At 40.3% G+C, this 20,210-nt stretch carries 22 protein-coding genes; 8 read left to right on the forward strand and 14 right to left on the reverse strand.

The window, feature by feature from the left end; translation table 11 throughout:
* Positions 1 to 72: 72 nt before the first annotated feature.
* A complete protein-coding gene (locus tag ACSSS3_RS00860) occupies positions 73 to 798 on the reverse strand; it encodes a diphthine--ammonia ligase (protein WP_442846065.1) in 726 nt (241 codons plus the stop codon).
* A 9-nt stretch (positions 799 to 807) separates the two neighbouring features.
* Positions 808 to 1,233 carry a type II 3-dehydroquinate dehydratase gene (aroQ, locus tag ACSSS3_RS00865; RefSeq protein WP_442846066.1) on the reverse strand — a complete coding sequence of 142 codons (426 nt, stop codon included), beginning with the start codon at positions 1,231 to 1,233 and terminating at the stop codon, positions 808 to 810.
* A gap of 156 nt (positions 1,234 to 1,389) precedes the next feature.
* On the opposite strand from aroQ, the gene ACSSS3_RS00870 reads away from it, so the two are divergent.
* Both ACSSS3_RS00870 and ACSSS3_RS00875 read left to right on the forward strand, forming a co-directional pair.
* Positions 1,390 to 3,405 (forward strand): sensor histidine kinase, encoded by a 2,016-nt coding sequence (locus ACSSS3_RS00870; RefSeq protein WP_442846067.1) that lies wholly within the window; start codon positions 1,390 to 1,392, stop codon positions 3,403 to 3,405.
* The gene (locus ACSSS3_RS00875; protein ID WP_442846068.1) at positions 3,398 to 4,159 is read left to right on the forward strand and encodes a LytR/AlgR family response regulator transcription factor; all 762 of its coding nucleotides are present in this window, start codon (positions 3,398 to 3,400) and stop codon (positions 4,157 to 4,159) included. The genes ACSSS3_RS00870 and ACSSS3_RS00875 overlap by 8 nt, the downstream gene beginning before the upstream one ends.
* A gap of 72 nt (positions 4,160 to 4,231) precedes the next feature.
* On the opposite strand, the gene ACSSS3_RS00880 is transcribed toward ACSSS3_RS00875, so the two are convergent.
* The 4 genes from ACSSS3_RS00880 to ACSSS3_RS00895 form a co-directional block, all read right to left on the reverse strand.
* Positions 4,232 to 4,804: an outer membrane beta-barrel protein gene (locus ACSSS3_RS00880; RefSeq protein ID WP_442846069.1), complete on the reverse strand. Its 573-nt coding sequence runs from the start codon at positions 4,802 to 4,804 to the stop codon at positions 4,232 to 4,234.
* 59 nt (positions 4,805 to 4,863) lie between these two features.
* The gene (locus ACSSS3_RS00885) at positions 4,864 to 5,391 is read right to left on the reverse strand and encodes an outer membrane beta-barrel protein (RefSeq protein WP_228230310.1); all 528 of its coding nucleotides are present in this window, start codon (positions 5,389 to 5,391) and stop codon (positions 4,864 to 4,866) included.
* A 202-nt stretch (positions 5,392 to 5,593) separates the two neighbouring features.
* Positions 5,594 to 6,196: a porin family protein gene (locus tag ACSSS3_RS00890; protein ID WP_228230311.1), complete on the reverse strand. Its 603-nt coding sequence runs from the start codon at positions 6,194 to 6,196 to the stop codon at positions 5,594 to 5,596.
* A 327-nt stretch (positions 6,197 to 6,523) separates the two neighbouring features.
* Positions 6,524 to 7,123, reverse strand: a complete 600-nt coding sequence (locus tag ACSSS3_RS00895; protein ID WP_442846070.1) for a porin family protein — start codon at positions 7,121 to 7,123, stop codon at positions 6,524 to 6,526.
* A 108-nt stretch (positions 7,124 to 7,231) separates the two neighbouring features.
* On the opposite strand from ACSSS3_RS00895, the gene xerD reads away from it, so the two are divergent.
* Entirely contained in the window at positions 7,232 to 8,128 is an 897-nt protein-coding gene (xerD, locus tag ACSSS3_RS00900) for a site-specific tyrosine recombinase XerD (protein WP_442846071.1), read from the forward strand.
* A gap of 89 nt (positions 8,129 to 8,217) precedes the next feature.
* On the opposite strand, the gene ACSSS3_RS00905 is transcribed toward xerD, so the two are convergent.
* The 4 genes from ACSSS3_RS00905 to ACSSS3_RS00920 all read right to left on the reverse strand — a co-directional run bounded on the left by ACSSS3_RS00905 (position 8,218) and on the right by ACSSS3_RS00920 (position 11,459).
* Positions 8,218 to 8,661 (reverse strand): Hsp20/alpha crystallin family protein, encoded by a 444-nt coding sequence (locus tag ACSSS3_RS00905; RefSeq protein ID WP_228230314.1) that lies wholly within the window; start codon positions 8,659 to 8,661, stop codon positions 8,218 to 8,220.
* A gap of 190 nt (positions 8,662 to 8,851) precedes the next feature.
* The gene (locus tag ACSSS3_RS00910) at positions 8,852 to 9,205 is read right to left on the reverse strand and encodes a hypothetical protein (RefSeq protein ID WP_228230315.1); all 354 of its coding nucleotides are present in this window, start codon (positions 9,203 to 9,205) and stop codon (positions 8,852 to 8,854) included.
* 310 nt (positions 9,206 to 9,515) lie between these two features.
* Complete coding sequence (sucC, locus tag ACSSS3_RS00915) at positions 9,516 to 10,706, reverse strand: ADP-forming succinate--CoA ligase subunit beta (RefSeq protein WP_228230316.1); 1,191 nt, start codon at positions 10,704 to 10,706, stop codon at positions 9,516 to 9,518.
* Between the two features lie 93 nt (positions 10,707 to 10,799).
* Positions 10,800 to 11,459: an LON peptidase substrate-binding domain-containing protein gene (locus ACSSS3_RS00920; protein ID WP_442846072.1), complete on the reverse strand. Its 660-nt coding sequence runs from the start codon at positions 11,457 to 11,459 to the stop codon at positions 10,800 to 10,802.
* 148 nt (positions 11,460 to 11,607) lie between these two features.
* On the opposite strand from ACSSS3_RS00920, the gene lysA reads away from it, so the two are divergent.
* The 5 genes from lysA (at position 11,608) to ACSSS3_RS00945 (ending at position 16,464) form a co-directional block, all read left to right on the forward strand.
* A complete protein-coding gene (gene lysA / locus ACSSS3_RS00925) occupies positions 11,608 to 12,825 on the forward strand; it encodes a diaminopimelate decarboxylase (protein ID WP_442846073.1) in 1,218 nt (405 codons plus the stop codon).
* A gap of 204 nt (positions 12,826 to 13,029) precedes the next feature.
* Complete coding sequence (locus ACSSS3_RS00930; protein WP_442846074.1) at positions 13,030 to 13,680, forward strand: DUF4159 domain-containing protein; 651 nt, start codon at positions 13,030 to 13,032, stop codon at positions 13,678 to 13,680.
* Positions 13,670 to 14,185, forward strand: a complete 516-nt coding sequence (locus ACSSS3_RS00935) for a TrmH family RNA methyltransferase (RefSeq protein ID WP_442846075.1) — start codon at positions 13,670 to 13,672, stop codon at positions 14,183 to 14,185. Before ACSSS3_RS00930 ends, ACSSS3_RS00935 begins: the two co-directional genes overlap by 11 nt.
* Positions 14,178 to 15,275 (forward strand): AI-2E family transporter, encoded by a 1,098-nt coding sequence (locus ACSSS3_RS00940; protein ID WP_442846076.1) that lies wholly within the window; start codon positions 14,178 to 14,180, stop codon positions 15,273 to 15,275. Before ACSSS3_RS00935 ends, ACSSS3_RS00940 begins: the two co-directional genes overlap by 8 nt.
* A 4-nt stretch (positions 15,276 to 15,279) precedes the next feature.
* The gene (locus ACSSS3_RS00945; protein WP_442846077.1) at positions 15,280 to 16,464 is read left to right on the forward strand and encodes a THUMP-like domain-containing protein; all 1,185 of its coding nucleotides are present in this window, start codon (positions 15,280 to 15,282) and stop codon (positions 16,462 to 16,464) included.
* Here ACSSS3_RS00945 and ACSSS3_RS00950 read toward each other — a convergent pair.
* Genes ACSSS3_RS00950 through ACSSS3_RS00965 form a run of 4 tightly spaced genes read right to left on the reverse strand, consistent with a single transcriptional unit; the run spans position 16,461 to position 20,206 of the window.
* Positions 16,461 to 17,030, reverse strand: a complete 570-nt coding sequence (locus ACSSS3_RS00950) for a biliverdin-producing heme oxygenase (protein WP_442846078.1) — start codon at positions 17,028 to 17,030, stop codon at positions 16,461 to 16,463. The genes ACSSS3_RS00945 and ACSSS3_RS00950 overlap by 4 nt on opposite strands.
* Positions 16,987 to 17,574, reverse strand: coding sequence for a response regulator transcription factor (locus ACSSS3_RS00955; protein ID WP_228230323.1), 588 nt, complete (start codon positions 17,572 to 17,574; stop codon positions 16,987 to 16,989). Before ACSSS3_RS00955 ends, ACSSS3_RS00950 begins: the two co-directional genes overlap by 44 nt.
* A 1-nt stretch (position 17,575) precedes the next feature.
* Complete coding sequence (locus ACSSS3_RS00960) at positions 17,576 to 17,986, reverse strand: response regulator (protein ID WP_442846079.1); 411 nt, start codon at positions 17,984 to 17,986, stop codon at positions 17,576 to 17,578.
* A gap of 9 nt (positions 17,987 to 17,995) precedes the next feature.
* Positions 17,996 to 20,206: an ATP-binding protein gene (locus ACSSS3_RS00965; protein ID WP_442846080.1), complete on the reverse strand. Its 2,211-nt coding sequence runs from the start codon at positions 20,204 to 20,206 to the stop codon at positions 17,996 to 17,998.
* Positions 20,207 to 20,210: the final 4 nt, after the last annotated feature.

Raw genomic sequence — 20,210 nt, forward strand, 5'->3', positions numbered from 1 at the left:
TGCTAAGTGCTTCAAGGGATTTTTTTATTTATTGCTAAATATGTTGATGTCATATCGAGCGCAGTCGAGATGCTAAACCGGAATTAGATCACAAAACCAAAAGCCGGTGTCCCAGGGTTTTTCGTCATCACTGAAGCAATTATCATCCTCATTTTCGGCAGGGGCATAGCTGCGGAGCACTTTTTCGCCTACGCGAAAGTCGACCGGATTTTTAAAAATCGGCCCGTCAAAAACAAAGGTGTGAAACTCTCCGTTTTCACCACAGGGGTCTACACCTTCCGGCAAATCGGCTATAAACTGCTTATCGATTAACCGGCCTGCAAAAGATTCGTCAAGCAGTTTGGCATTTACACAAACCGTAATCGCTTTAAAACCCAGATCGATAAACTCGTTAATAAGCGCTTTCGTATCCTGTTTCCAAAGCGGAAAAACAGCCTGAAGCCCAACTGATTTCAATTGGTCTTCGCGGTATTTGCGTAAATCTTCCAGAAAAATATCCCCAAAAATAGCGTGCGTGTTTCCCGCGTCCTTCAATCTTCGGGCCGCGTCACCCAGAATTCTGGAATATTCAGACATCGAAACATTTCCGTTTAAAGAAATTTTTTCCAGCGGAAAACCCAATGCTTCAGCCTGTAAATCGAGTAATTCCTCACGCAAACCGTGCATCGAAACCCGGTTTACATCGGCATTCACGGTAGTTATCAATTGGGTGATTTCGTATTCTGATTGCTGAAGTATTTGATAAAGGGCCAAAGCCGAATCTTTACCACTACTCCAGTTAAAATAAGCGTGTTTCAAAAGATAGATTTACAGGAACGATTTGATCGCCAGTTCATAACTCTGCAAACCAAAACCTACAATGATGCCTTTGGCGTGCTTAGAAACGTAGGACTGATGCCGAAAGGCTTCCCGGGCAAAGGTGTTGGAGATGTGCACTTCAACAACAGGCACGCTTACCGCCGCAATGGCATCGCCAATGCCCACCGAAGTATGCGTATAAGCAGCCGCATTGAGGACAATACCGTCAAAAACGCCGTCAGCTTCCTGAATTTTGGTAATCAAATCGCCTTCAGAATTGGATTGAAAATAGGATAGCTCAGTTTCTTTAAATTGAAACTGAAGCGTTGAAAAATAATCTCCAAACGACTGACTGCCATAGATACCGGGTTCGCGTTTGCCCAGCAGGTTGAGATTGGGACCGTTTAGGATAAGTATTTTGAGTTCCTGAGCCATGGGTTGTTATTTGAGTGTTTAAATATACTGCAATTTACAGGAAGCAAAAATCGGGATTTCTGCAATTCGCGAATGCTATTTGCAGTTCGTCATTAATTGATTTAAAAGCTTCTGGTGTCGGGTTTTATTTGTGGTATAAATTTTAAATTGACAACCATGAAAAAAGTATTACCTCAAGTCTTGCTACTCCTCCTGATTTATTTTGGAATATTTTTTATGATAGGTTCTTGGGAGCCTTCTTCGTTTGGTAATGATTTAATTATAGCCAAACAGAATTCTTCTAAATTATCAGATGATAATGAAGCTCTTAGAATTGTAGATGCTATAAGATCTGATTCCACAAAAATGAAATGGGAATATGTGAAGGAACGTTTATTCCCTGAAGGATACACACCTGTAGTGGACAGGTTAAATGACAGTATAATTCTATATACGATCAACGCTTCCTATGCTGATAGCATTGCGATACTGAATGTTTTGGATAGGGTGAAGCGAACAATCCCTCAATTAAAATTAACTTATAAAATTGATTTTGATGACTTTAGATCGTCTTCAAATTATCTAAATAAAAACCAGACGCCTCTCGATGAAAGTATGTTCTTTATAGTTTTTTCCGATGTAAAACCAGATGACAAAATTGGAGGTACTGTGCTTGGTAGTAGTCGAGCTTATTTGAGTAGAAATTATGAAGAGGGATATACTGACCGTGAATTTACAAACACTAAGTCTCTATATGAGCGTGTGATCTTGGAATTAAATTACTATTTTTCAGAAGAACCAAAACCTACTCAAAATGTAAAGTATATTGAGTTTGGCATTTTTCGATTATTGAGCCAAATACAAACTAATTACCAAGCAACATTGGAAGGCGGAAACGGAGATCTCCTGTATGAAGCTCAATTAAACCAGCGCTTGAATGATTCACTAATCAATAACGATATTTTCTTATTTAAGAAACTATATAGTGACGATTTTCAGGAGCAGTTTGAAGAATATATATATGATGCCTATCCTTTGCGGTATTCAATTAATTTTTTGAATAAAGAGAAAGCTAAAGTACTAGCAATATTCATCGTAAGTTTTCTTGGGGTTTTTATAATGCTAATAAGTATTTCTATATTTTACAACCGTAATTTTAAATACAAAATTTTCAATTATGTTTTACCGTTATTTGTCTTTTTTCAATTTTATTTTCTACTATTTCAATTATTTAAATTCCTTACAAATATCAACACCCTTTTTGATTATAAGCAAAACCTAATACAGCATTTATCTTTAATCTTAATAGGAGTTTCTAGTGGTGTTTTACTCTACCTAATTGAAAAATTAGTAAAAATTTGGAGTTTTTTCGTATTAAAATTAATTCTAAAAGTTTTTACTACACTTTTTGTTTTAATCCTTCCAGTTATTGTTATTGGTATTTTGAATAGGAGTTTTGAAGAATTTTACACCCTAAGCTTTTTTTCTGCTTATCTGGGACCTGTAATTGTCTTATCCCTTGGCCGCGGCGTCCTGATATACCTCAACCACTACTCGGAAAATCTGGTCAAAGAAAAAGATCTCGAATTGAGTGCATTGCGGGAAGCAAACACCAATTCACAATTACGTTTGTTACAGGCGCAAATAAATCCGCATTTTTTATACAATTCTTTGAATTCGATTGCAGGTCTGGCGCATAAAGATGCTGATAAAACCGAGCGGATGGCGTTGTCGCTTTCTGATCTTTTTAGGTATACGGTGGGGCAAAAGAAATCAAATACCGCGAGTATTGCGGAAGAGGTTGATATGGTAGAACGTTATTTAGAAATTGAAAAGATACGTTTCGGTGATCGCCTTGATTTTATAATTGAAGTCGACCCCGACTTAAAAAATCTGGAAATACCCCGGTTTATCCTACAACCCTTGGTTGAAAATGCGATTAAACACGGCACTTCAAAACTGAAAGAAAAAGGAATTATCAGGCTTAGCATATGCAGCATTAAAGACAACATTATACTTTCGGTTTATGATAATGGGCCTGACTTTCCAGATGGCTTGTTCAGTGGTCACGGCCTGCAATCGGTATCCGATTTATTAAAGCTAAATTATGGCGAAACCGCTTCTTTGAATTGGGAAAACCTTCCACAGAAAAAAATAGAGATACGACTTCCTAAAACCTTGAAAAATGAGTAAGCCTTATCAGAGTGTTATCATAGACGATGAACCCATAGCGCGGGAAAGACTTACTCGCCTATTGCTTGAATTTCCAGAGGTTTTTAAGGTGATTGATACCGCTGGTAACGGCATTGAAGCCCTTGAAAAAATACAAAAATACCAACCCGATCTTATTTTTTTAGATATCGAAATGCCCGGTCTTAACGGTTTTGAAGTTCTGGAACAATTGGAAAAAATACCTCTGGTCATTTTTTGTACCGCTTATGATCAGTATTCCTTACAAGCTTTTGAAACCCTTAGCCTGGATTACCTGCTCAAACCTGTGCGTAAAGAACGTTTAGAAAAAACTATTAGTAAACTAAAACATGTATCTCAAAATCTTTCCCAGGCATCTATTAAAACATTATTTGCCGAATTTAATAAAGCAGAAAAACAGGAACCTATAACCTCCTTGACCATTCGGGAAGCTGACCGGATCCAGTTTATCAAACTTGAAGATATCATTTATTTTGAGAGCTCTGATAAATATGTGAATGTACATACCCATGCTAAAAAACATCTGTATGACCAGAGCTTAAACTATTTAGAAAAGCAATTGCCATCTAATTTTGTTCGTATTCAAAGAGGCCTGATCCTTAACAAGGATTATATTCTTGAAGTACATAAATATTTCAACAGCCGGTATGCATTTAAAATGAAGGATAACAAATCGACTCAACTTAATTCAGGTAGATCTTATAAAGAGGAGCTTGATCGTTGGCTAAAGTCCTGATAGCAAAGAGAGGCTGCCGAAAATGGCAGCCTCTTTTACTTATAATTTATTAGAAGAAGTTTTTTACCACTTTTAAAAACGATAACCCAACCCAATGTTTAAGTAATTGGTTCGAATCTCTGGAGTATTATCGCTTTTAAAATATTTATTAAGTTGAAAAGTATAGCGTGCTTCTAAAAATAACCTTTCAGTAAAGTCGTATCCCAGCCCTGCACCTGCCCCAATGTTCAGCTTATTGATATCATCCTTAAAAGGACCAAGATCCTCAAGGTTATACGTAAGCTGTGGGCCTGCAAGAACATTAAAGCCGCTATTGGCAATATAAAAGTGCAATGCTAATGGAACCTGTAAAAAGTTAGATTCAGCGTATCTGGCATAATTAAGGCTCCCCGAAATCGCCATAGCACCTTCTAACCTATACTGACCACCAAGACCAAGATAATATCCATTAGCAGTTTCAGTAGAAGTAAATTCCCCAATTAAGAAAGGGTCGTCAGGTGTATAAATATTTATATCTGAATAATCGACGCTTAAACGGGAAGTAACATGCAAATATCCTGCATTCACGTCCCATTTGAATTCCTGTGCAAAACCCGATAAACCGGAAAAAGTTAGACCTAAAAAAAGAAAAAAATGTTTCATCATAAAATGAATTAATTAAAAAAGGCCTCCGAAGAAGCCTTTAAATAAAAGGTCACAGTGAATTAGAACTTATAACCTACACCTATCTGTAATGAATTGATTCGCGCAGTAATACCATCCGCTCCTTCCAGATCACTATTAACTCGGTTAGTTAATTCGAATGCATATCTGGCATTAATAAAAAAGCTTTCATTGATATCATATCCTAACCCAAAGGCTGCATCGATACCCAAGTTATTGATCCCTTCTGCCTCTTCATCGATATTTAAAGTTGCCTGAGGTCCACCCATTAAATGAAAACCGGATTCTGAAATATAATATTTTAGAAAAATAGGAATATAGAGAAGACCACTATCATTAATGTTTCCATAGAGTACTTCTGGCTGTACGTGAAGAGATTCAGTTACCCCTATATCAACCAAGGCTCCAAGATAAAATCCAGAATCTGAACTGGAAAATGAAGCAGCTCCATCTGCAGAAGCTTTGGCTTCAGCGTTTAAAAAACCTGCAGTTAATCCAAATTTAGTTTCCTGAGCAAACAATGAAGAAGTTGACAAAGCAACAAGCAATAAAAAAGTAATTTTTTTCATAATGAAATTTTAATAGTTTAAAACAAACATAATGCGTTTAACTATTAAGTTAGTTCATTTTACAGCGTGTTTTTAGTAATTGACTGAATATCAGAATTCAATCGAATCAATTTATTTTGATTCTAATTAGAACTAAATCGGTTTAAATAAAAAAGCCCCGCAATCGCGAGGCTTTAAAGTGGTTGATTAGTTATTTTAACTACTAGAATACATAACCTACACCGGCCTGTACCGCGTAGTTGTAAGCATTTACATTATCATAAATACGGGTAAACCCACGGGTATAGCGTCCCTGAATAAAGAAGCCGCTATCAAACTGATATTCCAAACCGGCAGCAGTACCTAATTCAAAAGTGTTTGCGCCATCAACGATATTTACATCCCCTCCGTTGCTTACCGGCTGGTAGTCTACTTCTTCATTAACCAAAAAGTTGATAGAAGGCCCTGCCTGAAGGCTTAGTCCATCAACAAGATAAATTTTGGCTAAAAGAGGCACCTGGATGTAATCTAATTGATATTCAATATTCTCGTCAATATCTAAGAAATTATCCTCATCAATCGCAGCGATGGTTGATCCCTGAGCAGAATAAATCACCTCGGGTTGAAAGGAGAATTTTTCGCTTATTGGAAGTTCTGCTACAAGACCACCATTAAAGCTCAAACGGGTATCCTGATCTCTTGAATCACTCCCGGTGATGTTTGAGACATTAAGCCCTGCTTTTACTCCAAATCTATATGCGCTCTGTGCAAAAGTTGCTGTGGTTCCTAAAGCGATTAAACCCGCCATTAAAACTAATTTTTTCATGTTTGTTTGTTTTTAAAATTTTGAACAAAACTAGCAATGACAAGGGCTGAGACGTGCTAACGAAGCCCTAATGTTTAGCTAACAAAATCACAATTGGCAGGGGTTCACAACACTTTTTAAGAAGTGTTTGACCTACTGAATGTTAGCCGATAAATTAAAATTCAAATATTTTTTGACCGTTTGGAGCGGTATGGAAACCAACAAATTAGAACAGCGTCCGGTTTGACCGGAACACACCCTAAATGTGAAATTATGTTAAAACAAATCGGGCTAGGGCATAAAAAAAGCCCCGCAGAGCGAGGCTTCTATTCTTGAAACTACAACTTCTTAGTTAAAGATAAATCCTAAAGAAGCAGCAAACACACCATTTTTGGTGGAATTATCTCCGGTTTCACCATCATAAATATCGGTGAATCCCTGAGTATAACGAGCATTTAAATATAATCCGCCGTTAAATTTGTAACCTACACCCACAGCACCTGCAAAGTCGATATCATTAAAGCCATCTTCATCAAAATTAAGCTCTCCGTTAGGGCCATCAACTTTACTTTCAACTAAAAATCCTACTTGTGGACCTGCCTCTAAATAAAGACCCTGTACCAGGTAGATTTTAGCTAAAACCGGTACGTTGATGTAATCCAACTGAAACTCGGTATCTTCAGCATCTTCACGCTGAATTAAATCAAAACCCTGTCCGGAATAGAAAACCTCCGGTTGAATTGCAAATTTTTCAGAAACCGGAATTTCCAACACTGCACCCAGGTTAAATGAAGTACGTGCACTGTCGTCATCAAATTCTCCAAAACCATCTCCTGTTAAGTTTGAAAAGTTTACCCCTCCTTTAATACCAAAGGCAAGATCACTTTGAGCCATCATTGCTGACGAACCACTAATCACAAGTATTGCTGCTAAAAATAATTTTTTCATTGTTTTAAGTTTTAAATTTGAAACAAAGCTACACGCACCGATCCCTTCTTTTTCCCAATGTCTAATTAAATATTATTTAAAATATTCTAAAATTATCCGACAGAATTAATGAATTGGCAAAAATCCTTAACAGATTACACTATATATTTAAGATTAGAACGCGGGCTTTCTGAAAATTCAGTGCTAAGTTATCGTCTGGATATTGAAAAACTCATCAAGTGGATTGAAGAATATACGATCACTCAAAGCCCGGTTTCCATTGACCGCGATACGCTTCAGGATTTTATTTACCATGCAGCCAAAGAACTTTCTGCGCGCTCTCAGGCCCGCCTGATATCGGGTCTTAAAGGATTTTTCGAGTATTTGATTTTTGAAGATTATCGCAAAGACAATCCTATAGATTTAATTGAGTCCCCTAAAATTGGAAGAAAATTACCCGACACGCTATCTGAAGATGAGATTGACCAGATTATCAGCAGCATAGATTTAAGCACCCCTCAGGGCGAACGCAACCGGGCCATCCTCGAAACGCTCTACGCCTGTGGCCTTCGGGTTTCAGAATTAGTAAGCCTGAAACTTTCTGATCTGTATTTTAAGGAAGGTTATATTCTGGTCACCGGTAAAGGAAACAAGCAGCGTTTTGTACCTATTGCTGCGAGCACCCAAAAGTTTATCAATATCTATAAAGACGAAATCAGGATTCACCAAAAACCACAGGCCGGTTACAGCGATATGCTGTTTTTAAACCGCAGAGGCAAATCACTTACACGCGCGATGATATTCACCATTGTACGCAATCAAACCCAGGAAGCCGGAATTCGAAAAAAAATAAGTCCGCACACCTTTAGACATTCCTTTGCCACCCATCTCCTTGAAAATGGAGCCGATTTGCGAGCCATACAACAAATGCTGGGACACGAGAGCATCACCACTACCGAAATCTATATGCACGTAGACCGCAGCCATCTTGCCGAAATGGTAAACCGCTTCCACCCCAGAAGGTAAATAGGCTCATCACGGCATCTAAAACAAAAATCCCGATTCATTTCTGAACCGGGATTCTCTCACAAACTAACCAAAAAAACTAAACCAAATTATGAGATTTCAATCATACGTTTAGCCTGTACTTTTGCCTCTTCTTTTTTAGGAAGCAAAATATTCAAGACACCATTCTCATAATTTGCACTTATCTTGGTGCTATCTACTGTATCGGGCAGGCTAAATGCTCTCTTAAACGTGCTGTAATTAAACTCCTTTCTAGTAAATCTTCCGGATTTCTCTGTAGTTTCAGACTCCGATTTGGCTTCAGCCGATATGGTAAGCACATCGTTATCCAATTCGATATTGAAATCAGCTTTGGTTTTACCGGGAGCAGCAACAGCTACTTCAAAACTTTCTTCGTTTTCTAAAATGTTTACAGCAGGAATACTTACACCAATACTGTTCACATTTGTGGTTCCACCCAACCAGTCAGTTTTAAACATATCATCAAAAATGGAGGGTAACCAATTCTCGTTTGTTCTTTTTACTAAGCTCATATTTTTAAATTTTAAGTTTATTATATTTTCGATAGGTATTAGGCAATTCTAATACCAACCCCTATTTAACGACTTTATGTCATAAAAATAAGATTTATGTATGCCATTTTGTCAAACACCTAAAGCTAAAAAAACCCGGAAGCTCGCAAGCCCCGGGTCTTTCTACTAACTAAAATTTAAATCTAAAGTATTACTGGTTTCCCTGAAGGGTCACAGGAACGTGATAGGTTTGTCCCACTATTGGCGTGGTTTCAAACTTTTGATAGTTCAATCTGCCCTGAATAAATTTTTTGATACCGGTATCATCTGAATCTACAGAGATCACAACCATCTCATTGTCTTCATTTACCGTAAAGGACACCAGCACAGTAGTCGTTTTTTCAATTTGAAAATCGTGTTTCTCCAGGTGACTGGCCAGTTCTTTTTTCATCGCGATTTTAACCGCTGCGCTGGTCGTTTTTGAAGTTGGTTCAGTTGTGTTTGCGTTTAACGCTGTACCGCAGATGATTGCTACCGCAAGTACCATTGTTTTAAAAGTTTTCATAATGTTTGATTTTTGAATGATGTACTAAAAAGACGCTGAAGCATGCCCACAGTTACACCTGATAAATCACTTTAACAAATCATTAACACTTTTAAGTCTTCAAAATCAAACACTTAGCTCGCTTACTAAATGCATTTAGGAAAATACAGTATGCTCAAAATCAAAATCTTACCACGAAAACGTTTTCTCTTTGAGACCTGATTCAGAAAAAACATTCTTAACACTTGATAACATCTAAATACAAAAAACTCCCGATTTTCATCGGGAGTTTTTTGTGTCACAAACTGTGAACTATACATGCTATAAGATCTTAGGCCAGTACTTTTTGTACTTTATCTGCAGCTTCCTGAAACAGGATTGCACTCTGTACATCAAGACCGCTGTTATCTATTAATTCTTTTGCAATATCTGCATTGGTACCTTGTAGTCGTACAATAATAGGAACATTGATAGAGCCCATATTTTTATACGCATCAACAATACCCTGAGCAACGCGGTCACAACGAACAATTCCTCCAAAAATATTCACCAAAATGGCTTTAACATTAGGATCTTTTAGAATCAGGTTGAAGGCAGTTTCTACACGCTCTGCATCTGCAGTACCTCCCACATCTAGGAAGTTTGCTGGCTCACCTCCGGCTTGTTTAATCAAGTCCATCGTTGCCATTGCAAGACCGGCCCCGTTTACCATACAGCCCACGTTACCGTCAAGATCTACATAATTAAGGCCTACTTCTTTTGCTTCAACCTCAACCGGATTCTCCTCACGCTTGTCGCGCATCGCTGCATAATCTTTATGACGGAACAGTGCATTATCATCTAAAGACACTTTTGCATCAACAGCCATAATTTTATCGTCGCTGGTTTTTAATACCGGATTGATTTCAAACAAAGAAGAGTCTGACTCTGAATAGGCTTTGTAAAGCGCGGCTACAAATTTCACCATTTCTTTAAATGCCGTTCCGCTTAAGCCCAGATTAAAAGCAATGCGTCGCGCCTGAAAACCGAGCAATCCTGTTGCAGGATCAATTTCTTCGGTAAAAATTAAATGCGGGGTTTTTTCGGCCACCTCTTCGATATCCATACCGCCTTCGGTAGAATACATAATCATATTTCTTCCTGTGGCACGGTTAAGCAATACAGACATATAGAACTCATTAGGCTCGCTGTCTCCGGGATAATAAACATCTTCAGCAACCAGTACCTGATGCACCTTCTTCCCTTCGGCAGAAGTTTGAGGAGTAACCAGATTCATCCCGATTATTTCACCGGCGATTTGCTCTACTTCCTGAAGATTTTTAGCAAGTTTAACTCCACCACCTTTTCCTCTACCCCCGGCGTGAACCTGAGCTTTGATGACATGCCATCCGGTACCGGTTTCTTCGGTAAGCTTTTTTGCAGCCTCTACGGCTTCAGCAGGTGTGGTAGCTACTATACCGCGCTGGATGCGCACTCCAAAACTGCTTAATATTTCTTTTCCTTGATATTCGTGTAGATTCATAATCAGGCGTTTCTTTATGTTTGAAAATTGCTGTGCAAAAATAGGTATTTAGCCTTAACCCTGCCAATAATTTGAATTTGATTTAAAAGCCCCCTACTCCCAGGAGTCTCCCAATCTGTATTCGGTAAAGTCAAGCGGATCAAAATTTTTAAAATGACCGTTAAGTTCTATAAGTCTGCGTGTTCGGTTTACCTGCTCCACAATAGGTATGGTCGCAGTAAGATGATCGATAAGAAAACTATACCGGTCTGACTCCCGGGTCATCTTTAGCAAATGCAACTCCTGCTCCAAAGACAAACCCAGTTTATGTGCAAAACTGTAACTGGTAATAGCCTGGAGTTCTACTGCCGGCACTACAGCTCCCAAAACCTCATAAAAACGCTTTACAAGATTATAAAAAGCACCCGGCTGTCCCGGTAACGCATCGTTTATATTTTCAAGAAAGGTTACCGCAGCTCCCGCGTACAGTTTTTCGGAATAATTGGGATAAAACTCGGTAATCTTAAAAACCCGGATCCCTTTGCAAACGACATCGCTGGCTCCTGTGGGATAACGCTTTTTTACAGCTTCGAGCTTAACCTCGGTGCCGTATTTTAAAGTACGGTTAAAATAGGCAGGGATACCAAAGCTGATCTGCTCAGACTCACAGTCTGCAATTAACTGCTGATATCTGTTTTCAAAAATGTGCAGGGGAAGGGATTCTCCGGGAAACACCACCAGTTCCAACGGAAACATTGCCAAAGTAAGGGTCATAGCTCTTCAGTTTTTAGGTGAATTTACTCAAATACAGGCTAAAATGTGCTTTTTTATCAATTTTAAGCCCTCGACGCTAAATTATAGCTGTCTTTAAGGTAAAACTGAGTAATGTATATTAGTTTTGTACGCTTAAAGTTTTAGGATTATGACCCATCAAAACCTTCTTGACATCGCCCGGGAATACGGAAGTCCGGTTTACGTATACGATGCTGCTAAAATTGAATCTCAATACAACAGACTTACTCAGGCCTTTAAAGAGGTTGAACAACTGAGGCTCAATTATGCCGTAAAAGCCCTTTCTAATCTGGCGGTACTACAGCTTATAAATGGTTTTGGAGCCGGCCTCGACACCGTGAGTATTCAGGAAGTGCGATTGGGCCTTGCAGCAGGTGTAGACCCTGCCCAGATTATGTTTACTCCCAACGGGGTTTCGCTTAGCGAACTCGAAGCGGTGGCCGAAATGGGCGTACAAATCAATATTGACAACCTTTCAATTCTTGAACAATTTGGCACCCGCCATCCTAAAACGCCCGTTTGCGTGCGTATCAACCCACACGTTATGGCCGGTGGAAACACCAATATTTCGGTAGGACATATAGATAGCAAGTTTGGCATAAGCATACATCAAATTCCCCATTTACTGCGCATTGTACAAAATACAGGTATGCATATCAATGGCATTCACATGCACACCGGAAGCGACATTCTGGACATCGATGTGTTTTTACATGCTGCCGAAATTCTATTTGACACCGCAAAAAATTTCAAAGACCTGGATTTCCTTGATTTTGGAAGCGGTTTTAAAGTACCCTATAAAGCAGGTGACATTGAGACCAATATCGAAGAGCTGGGCAGGAAGCTTTCAGAACGTTTCAACGCATTTGAAAAAAGCTACGGCAGACCTCTAACCCTGGTTTTTGAACCGGGTAAATTTTTGGTCAGCGAGGCCGGAAAGTTTTTAGTGAACGTCAATGTGATTAAGCAGACTACCTCTACGGTTTTTGCTCAGGTAGACAGCGGTTTTAACCATCTCATACGCCCTATGTTTTACGGCAGCCGTCACGAGATTACAAACATCAGCAATCCCGAAGGCCGCGAGCGCTTTTACTCGGTTGTGGGATACATCTGCGAGACCGATACCTTTGCAACAAATCGTCGTATCGCCGAGATAGCCGAAGGCGACATCCTGGCTTTTAGCAACGCCGGGGCCTATTGCTTTAGCATGAGCAGCAACTACAACTCGCGATACCGTCCTGCAGAAGTCCTGTTTATAGACGGAGAAGCCCAACTTATCAGGGAGCGGGAGACCTTCGACGATTTATTAAAACATCAAATACCTTTAAAAAAAGCGGTAAAAGCTTAAATGAGCTGCGTTTAAAGCAAAGTTAAACACCTAATTAAAAGCCTTTAGTACTCTCTGAAGGCTTTTTTTTGTGCCGGCCAAACATGCGTTGGAAAAAGAAATGATTATTTTAAATAATATTTTATAGAAATACTAATGTATTGTTTAAATCATAGGGTATTGCTTGAAAAATTAAGTATTTTCGTTCAAAATTTTGAGATACCTGTGAGCATACGTTACGCTTATATTTTGCTGCTTTTTTCTGTTCTGAGTACCCCGGTTTGTGCACAGGAAATTGCCGTATTGCATTACGAGGGAGGTGGCGACTGGTATGCAAACCCAACCTCCCTGCCCAATCTGGCGGCTTTTTGTAATGCCAACCTCAATACCAATCTCAATACCAAAACAGCCACAGTTAAGGCTACAGATCCCGGCATTCAGCAATATCCTTTTGTTCACATGACCGGGCACGGAAATGTATTTTTTTCAGAGGAAGCCTTGCAAAACCTGAGGGACTATCTGCTTTCCGGAGGCTTTTTACATATTGATGACAATTACGGTATAGACACCTATTTGCGGCCGCAATTGAAGCGGCTTTTTCCTCAGGAAGAATTGCAGGAACTCCCCGCAGACCATCCTTTGTTTAGCAGTGCTTATCCCTTTAAAGAAGGATTACCCAAAATACACGAACACGACGGGAAAAGACCACAGGCTTTTGGCATTTTTAAAGACGGAAGACTTGTTTTGCTGTACACGCTTGAATCTGATCTGGGAGACGGCTGGGAGAGTGCTGCCGTTCATAACGATCCTCCTGAAGTTCGCGAGAACGCATTAAAAATGGGTGCAAATATTATAAAATACGCTTTTGAAAACTGAGCAACTTACCCATTATAACACACCAAGGCCCAACCAAAGCCTTCCGTTTGTGTTGCTCTGTGACGATCTGCGCAGTCCCGCAAACCTGGGTAGCCTTTTCAGGCTTGCAGACGCACTGGGTGTAGGGCATTTGTATTTTCTAAACAGCGTACCTGATTTGGAGAGTAACCGCCTTAAACGCACCTCCCGCTCGTGTGAGAAGCAGGTAGCCTTTTCGACAACCGATAAAGCCGAAGATTTAATACTTCAGCTTAAAAAAGAAAATTACACCATTATAGGACTCGAGCTTACCACAACCAGTATATCCTTAAATCAATTTGATGCACAGCCCCAAAAAATCGCACTGATTTTAGGTAATGAGCGCCATGGTATTTCGCCTGAGTTGATACAACTTGCAGATCAACTGGTTCATATACCAATGCAGGGGCAAAATAGCAGCATGAATGTAAGCCACGCCGCAGCAATCGCAGCCTTCCACCTTATAAACCACCTTAACCATGGATGAAGATAAATCAAAAGTCATAGCCTACGGAATCCTGAGAGCCCTAGGTATTCTGGGAGGTATTGTACTGGTACTTTGGTTTTTGTATCAGATACAGGCCGTAATTATGTTTATTTGTATTGCCGCTGTCATTTCACTTGTAGGCAGGCCAATTGTTAACTTTTTAAAATACAATCTAAAATTCAGTGCAACGGGAGCCTCGATAACCACGCTCCTGCTGGTAGTACTTCTAATTTCGGGGATTTTAGCATTGTTTATACCCATTTTAATCGACCAAAGCGATCACATAAGCCGCATCAACTTTGAGGAGGTTAAACACAACGTAAACCGGCTTAATATCGAATTCAGCCGTACTCTGGGTGTTGATCAGGTTACGCTTATTGAAGGCTTTAAACAATCTGACTTTATTAAAAATTTTGATATTTCTGTGATCCCGACTTTTATCAATGGGATTCTGGGGAATTTCAGCTCTATGGTTGTAGGACTGTTATCTGTTATATTCATTTCCTTCTTCCTGCTGAAAGACAGCCATTTATTACTCGACAGTATTTTGGTTTTTGCCAATTATGGGGAAGAAACCCGGTTCAGACGGGTCTTTCATAAAACCAAACTATTGCTTTCCCGTTATTTCCTGGGTATTCTGCTTCAACTTTCCATCTTATTCTGCTTCTACTCGATATTGCTGGTGAGTTTTCAAATTCCCAATCCCTTTGCTATCGCGCTGTTTTGTGCGATGCTCAACGTGGTGCCTTACATCGGCCCGGTGGTAGGCAGTTTGGTAATGATGCTTTTGGTAATAAGCGGGTATTTTACATCCGATTTCCAGGAGGTGATTTTGCCCAAAATGCTCTATGTTTTAATAGGCTATATCATCGCGCAGCTTATAGACAATTTTATCCTTCAGCCCCTTATTTTTGGAAGCAGTGTCAAATCGCACCCGCTCGAGATCTTTCTGGTTATTGTCATCGCAGGTCTCATTTTTGGGATATTTGGGATGGTCATTGCGGTGCCGGTTTACACGGCATTAAAAGTAATCGCCAGTGAATTTCTTTCTGAATACAAGATCGTACAGAAGCTCACCAAAAACCTATAAGAATTTGAATTCCCTGATTTTAAAACCTGAGGTACAGGCTTATCTCAGGGAGCATTTAAATCTTGATTCGGCTACTTTAGCCTTAAAAGGAAGTCCTTTTGAAGGAATAACCGGCGCTGAACTTGCCCAGCAACTTACCGGTATGCAAAAGACCCAGAAAAAACTTCCGGTCTGGTTTGAAACTTCAGACATCTATTATCCACCCAAATTAAACCTGGAGCAGACTTCTTCCGAAGAAACGGCTGCATATAAAGCCTCCTTGTTTGAAGGCGACACGCTTGCCGATTTAACCGGAGGTTATGGTGTAGACGCCCTGGCTTTTTCGAAGTCTTTCAAAAAAGTATATTACTGCGAACGTAATGAGGAGCTGGCCAAACTGGTTCAACACAACTTTAAGCAACTGAACGCTCCCCAAATAGAGGTAAAAACAACAGACAGTATCCAATTTTTAAACGAAACTGCTGTAGATTTTGACCTCATCTATGCCGATCCTTCCCGCAGGAATGAGCGTAAAGGAAAGGTTTTTATGCTTGCAGATTGTGAGCCCAACATTCCGCAGCATTTAGATTCGATTTTCAAAAAAACTAATCGGGTTATAGTCAAAACGAGTCCGTTGCTCGACCTGCAAGCCGCGGCCCAGGAGCTGAGACACGTTAGCGAAATTCATAGTGTGGCTCTAAAAAATGAAGTGAAAGAATTGCTGTTTATTTTAGAACCCGATGCAAATTCGCGGACGTTTACAAAAATTGCGATCAATCTGGAGAGCGATTATCCCGAAGCGATAAGCCTAAGTACCGACGAAGAGCAGCAGGCAACCGCCCAATACGACAAACCCCTCGAATACCTCTACGAACCCCATGCGGCTCTTATGAAACTGGGAGCCTTTAACTGGATTGGTCAACATTTCAATCTGGCTAAACTGGCTGCAAACACGCATCTATACACTTCTTCTGAGCTGCTGGAGTTTCCCGGAAGACGGTTTAGGGTAGAACGGGTTCTAACCTATTCTAAAAAGCTTTTGACGAAAGAATTTAAGAATCAAAAAGCCCATATTACCACCCGAAATTTTAAAGAAAGTGTTTCGGCGATTCGGTCTAAATTCAGGATACAGGATGGTGGGGATACCTATTTATTTTTCACCACGCTTGAAGACGGAAAAAGCCAGGTGATCGAGTGCCGAAAAGTTTAAATAAGCGTATACGATTCTTTAAAAATTCCAAAGCCGAGATGCGCACCGGCAACAGCAGCCTCCAGTTCTTCAGGCGTATATTCGCGGTCTGAAACAGCAGCCTTAAAGTCTTGCCAGCGCTGCATTACCTCCTGAACCTTTTTACCAAAAAAATGATGATCCAGATCTGCATCCAGTTTTGAGCAGGACTCCAGGTTTTTGCGTATGAGCAAGCCGCCCAGCATAGAGCCTTCGGCCACATAGATCATACCCAGAAGTGCGGGTGCCGACAGCTGCCGGCTTTCAAAAGTAGGAGGTGTTTCAGCGCTATACCCAAGCTGCAGTAAATCGCGTTTTAAAGCAAGGGATTTAGAGCCGTCTGCAAAAGGTTTTAAATGTTCGGGAAGTTGCGCCTTATTTTGATCTAAAAAACCATCGATACCGGTATAGGCATACCAGTTTTGTTTTAGTAAATCGAGGTATTGAGCCGGGGTTATAGAATGATCGAGAATAAATCGTGCGAGATTATCCTGCTCGGTTTCTTTATGAAGTACTGTTGTTTGCGTCTTTAAGTGGTCTAAAATCATAACCGGTTTTGAGTCGTTTTAAATCTTCCTGTATTTTAAGCATTCCTTCCCGGTGAGACATATTTTCTTTGGAAAAGTTTTCCAGAAAAAGTTCAATATCCTTAACCAGCCGTTTGCTTTCCAGGATTTTCTTACGCACGGGGTGTACAAGATGACCATTGTTTGTTATGGCATTAAAATACGGCTCCAGACGCTTGTGCAGGTTGCTGATATTCTTCTTAAGTATAAAGCCCGAAGCACCATTCAAAATGGTATCGGCGGCCAGTTCTTCATCATTAATGGCACCGGTTACAAACAGAAAAGTAACCGAAGGGGCAATCTCCTGGGCTTCTTCAAGTACCTCGAGACCCGAACAGGTAGGCAGCTTGTAGTCAGACAGGATAAGGTCTGGGGTGTTAGCAGCAACCGAGCTTCTAAATTCATTCAGGTTTTTACACACCTCAACCTCAGCATTGGGATCTGCTTTAAAAATTTCACGCTTAATAAGTGTAACATCTGCCGAGTTGTCTTCAACCAGCAGTACTTTTAGGGTTTCTTGTGCCATTCTATCTGTTGTAAACAATCCAGTAATCCATCATAGCCGGCAGGGTCCTGCTCAGGTCTGTAAATGTTTTTGGTTTTTCAATATAACTATTTGCGCCTAAATGATAGGACAACTGAATTTCGTCTTCCCGGTCAGACGAGCTCAGCATCACCACGGGTATAGACTTGTATTCTTCAATTAATCTGATGTTTTTAAGAAGTTCAAGACCGTTTACTTTAGGAATTTTAATGTCTAAAAGTATAAGTCTGGGAAGCTCTTCCTTAAATTTAGTACTTCTTAAATACTGCAAAGCCTCTTCACCATCTGAAATGTATTTGATGGAATAATCTGGCATTTGCTTTTGAAAAATACGCTTCATCAGCGTAATATCATTCTCATCGTCCTCAACCGCTAAAATGTAATTAGATCTCATGGCAAAAATTTACTCCAAAGTAAATAAAAAGGTACTTCCCTTGCCCGGTGAACTTCTTACTTTTAGTTTTCCATTATGCTTTTTTATGATACGTTTAACAATTGTAAGCCCTACCCCAGAGCCCGGATACTCCTTTCCTACCAGCCTGCTAAACAGTTTAAAGATGCGGGCGCGGTGACGCTCTGCATCAAAACCTATTCCGTTATCTTTTACAAAGTAGAATGTTTTTCCGTGTATATCCTCGACACCGATCTCAATCAGCGGTTTTTCGGCAGCTGCCGAATATTTTAAAGCATTGGTAAGCAGATTCTGCATTATCTGCGTCGTCATCTTGGGATCTCCATTGACTACGGGCAATGCCTCACTAATTTTGATTTCGGTTTTGGGAAAATCTCTGGACACATTTAAAAACCGCACCAGTTCCTCTGTAACCTCTTTCAATGAAAAATTAGTGCGCGATAAGGTAGCCTGGGTAACCCGTGAAAATTGAAGAATATCATCAATAAGATGATTCATTCGGTCTGCAGATTCGATAATCGTATCTACAGACGACTTCCCGAAGTCGTCGAGCACATCGCTATAATCTTCTTTTATGATTTGCGCAAAGCCGTCAATACCTCTTAGCGGAGCTCTTAAATCGTGCGCGACGCTGTAACTGAAGGTTTCCAGATCTTCGTAAGCACTTTGCAGCTTTCGGTTAAGCGCTTTAACTTCTTCGTACTTTTCTAAAATGATTTCAGAAATATCCTGCTTCAAAGCCTGCCCTGCGGCGATCTCATAATCGGCCCAGGGTTCTGAATGCCCGTCCTGTAAAACAGACCATTTGTCAAACGATTTTCGGGGCGACAACCGCACGTCATCTTCCAGAATCACCGGTTTTTCGGGATTACCGGCCCAGTTTACCGTTTCTAGCTTTTCAGTCTTAAACCAAATCAAGGCATCCTTGCGGGCAGAGGAAAGAAAAATGCAAAACACTCCGGAAGCCTTGGCCTTAAGGGCTTCAAACTCTTTAAAATCTTTGCCTAATGCGTTAGAGTAATAAAAATTATCTTCCAGATCTGACCTGGAAAGGGTCTTTATCAGTTTTTTGATCTCCTCTTCATCAGGTGTCTGCCCTATGGTTCTAAGTTGCCCATCGAGCAAAACTGCCCCTCCCTGAGCGTCAGTAACCTGTAACATGGTATAGTCTCCATGAACCAGACCATTTAAGACATCCCAGTCCTTGCTGATTTTTTCGAGCAATTTGTTGCGCAAAACAGCGCTCTCATTCACTTTAAGTAAGGCCTTATTTGCCGAAGACAAAATGATGCGGCTCGATAGGACCTGCGTAAGGTATTTACAGGATTGTCTTTTGTAATAACTTATAAATTTTGGCGCATTGTGGTGACAGGCGATAAGGCCCCATAAATTTCCTTTGGAAATTATAGCCGCCGTAAGCGAAGCGCTTACTCCCATATTCTCCAGATATTCAATATGAATGGGTGAAGATGCCCGGTACTCGCTATGGGTAAGGTCTATAGGATTTTTCTGCTCCTCGCCCGATAAGGCCTGTATGGATACCGGTTTACTTTTGACATCGGCAATAATGCGCACGCCCTGCTTTAAAAATAGTTTCCGTGCCTGCTGCGGAATATCTGATGCGGGATATCGCAAACCCAGCCAGGACTCCATATCCGATTCCTTTTCTTCAGAAACTACAATTCCGTCCCAATTTTCATCAAAACGATAGACCATCACCCGGTCGTAGTCGTAATATTCCTTGATCAAACTTGCCGTAAGATCGCACATCTCCTGCTCGCTCTCTGCAGCATTGAGTTCGGAAACTATGGTAGAAAGGTAGATCTGATGTTTATACGGGTTTTCTTCGGTCTGCAAGGGCTCCAGCTCTAAAACCAGATTGCCGGCGTGTTTATGCGCTATTAACAGAAAATGCTTTTCGTTAAAAAATACCTTTTGAGGTATGGCCTTTTCTTCATCTTCAAGTTCTGCACAAACCTCAAGCGTTTCAGAATCAAAAAAAGCGGAAAGCTTTTCGCCTAAAACATCCTCGTCTTTATCTATCAGCTCGTGAATATTCTCGCTGCAATACTTTATATGCTGGGACTCTGCATCTGCCGCGATGAGATAGCCGCAGGATTGCAGTTTGCCCAATATGTGTATAGGCTCTTTATCACAATTGGTTAGTGTAACTTCTTTAGGATATAAGGAAGAATTCCCCATAGAA

Origin of the sequence: Leeuwenhoekiella sp. H156 (assembly GCF_052218455.1) — a bacterium.
Lineage (GTDB): Bacteria > Bacteroidota > Bacteroidia > Flavobacteriales > Flavobacteriaceae > Leeuwenhoekiella > Leeuwenhoekiella parthenopeia.

Excerpts from the sequence above, each read along its gene's own strand:
- ACSSS3_RS00960 (WP_442846079.1), bottom strand. The coding sequence starts at position 17,986 with ATGAGATCTAATTACATTTTAGCGGTTGAGGACGATGAGAATGATATT.
- ACSSS3_RS00950 (WP_442846078.1), bottom strand. The coding sequence starts at position 17,030 with ATGATTTTAGACCACTTAAAGACGCAAACAACAGTACTTCATAAAGAA.
- lysA (WP_442846073.1), top strand. The coding sequence starts at position 11,608 with ATGACCCATCAAAACCTTCTTGACATCGCCCGGGAATACGGAAGTCCG.
- ACSSS3_RS00955 (WP_228230323.1), bottom strand. The coding sequence starts at position 17,574 with ATGGCACAAGAAACCCTAAAAGTACTGCTGGTTGAAGACAACTCGGCA.
- ACSSS3_RS00885 (WP_228230310.1), bottom strand. The coding sequence starts at position 5,391 with ATGAAAAAAATTACTTTTTTATTGCTTGTTGCTTTGTCAACTTCTTCA.
- ACSSS3_RS00895 (WP_442846070.1), bottom strand. The coding sequence starts at position 7,123 with ATGAAAAAATTATTTTTAGCAGCAATACTTGTGATTAGTGGTTCGTCA.
- ACSSS3_RS00910 (WP_228230315.1), bottom strand. The coding sequence starts at position 9,205 with ATGAAAACTTTTAAAACAATGGTACTTGCGGTAGCAATCATCTGCGGT.
- ACSSS3_RS00890 (WP_228230311.1), bottom strand. The coding sequence starts at position 6,196 with ATGAAAAAATTAGTTTTAATGGCGGGTTTAATCGCTTTAGGAACCACA.
- ACSSS3_RS00905 (WP_228230314.1), bottom strand. The coding sequence starts at position 8,661 with ATGAGCTTAGTAAAAAGAACAAACGAGAATTGGTTACCCTCCATTTTT.
- sucC (WP_228230316.1), bottom strand. The coding sequence starts at position 10,706 with ATGAATCTACACGAATATCAAGGAAAAGAAATATTAAGCAGTTTTGGA.
- ACSSS3_RS00920 (WP_442846072.1), bottom strand. The coding sequence starts at position 11,459 with ATGACCCTTACTTTGGCAATGTTTCCGTTGGAACTGGTGGTGTTTCCC.
- ACSSS3_RS00880 (WP_442846069.1), bottom strand. The coding sequence starts at position 4,804 with ATGATGAAACATTTTTTTCTTTTTTTAGGTCTAACTTTTTCCGGTTTA.
- aroQ (WP_442846066.1), bottom strand. The coding sequence starts at position 1,233 with ATGGCTCAGGAACTCAAAATACTTATCCTAAACGGTCCCAATCTCAAC.
- ACSSS3_RS00875 (WP_442846068.1), top strand. The coding sequence starts at position 3,398 with ATGAGTAAGCCTTATCAGAGTGTTATCATAGACGATGAACCCATAGCG.
- ACSSS3_RS00940 (WP_442846076.1), top strand. The coding sequence starts at position 14,178 with ATGGATGAAGATAAATCAAAAGTCATAGCCTACGGAATCCTGAGAGCC.
- xerD (WP_442846071.1), top strand. The coding sequence starts at position 7,232 with ATGAATTGGCAAAAATCCTTAACAGATTACACTATATATTTAAGATTA.
- ACSSS3_RS00965 (WP_442846080.1), bottom strand. The coding sequence starts at position 20,206 with ATGGGGAATTCTTCCTTATATCCTAAAGAAGTTACACTAACCAATTGT.
- ACSSS3_RS00870 (WP_442846067.1), top strand. The coding sequence starts at position 1,390 with ATGAAAAAAGTATTACCTCAAGTCTTGCTACTCCTCCTGATTTATTTT.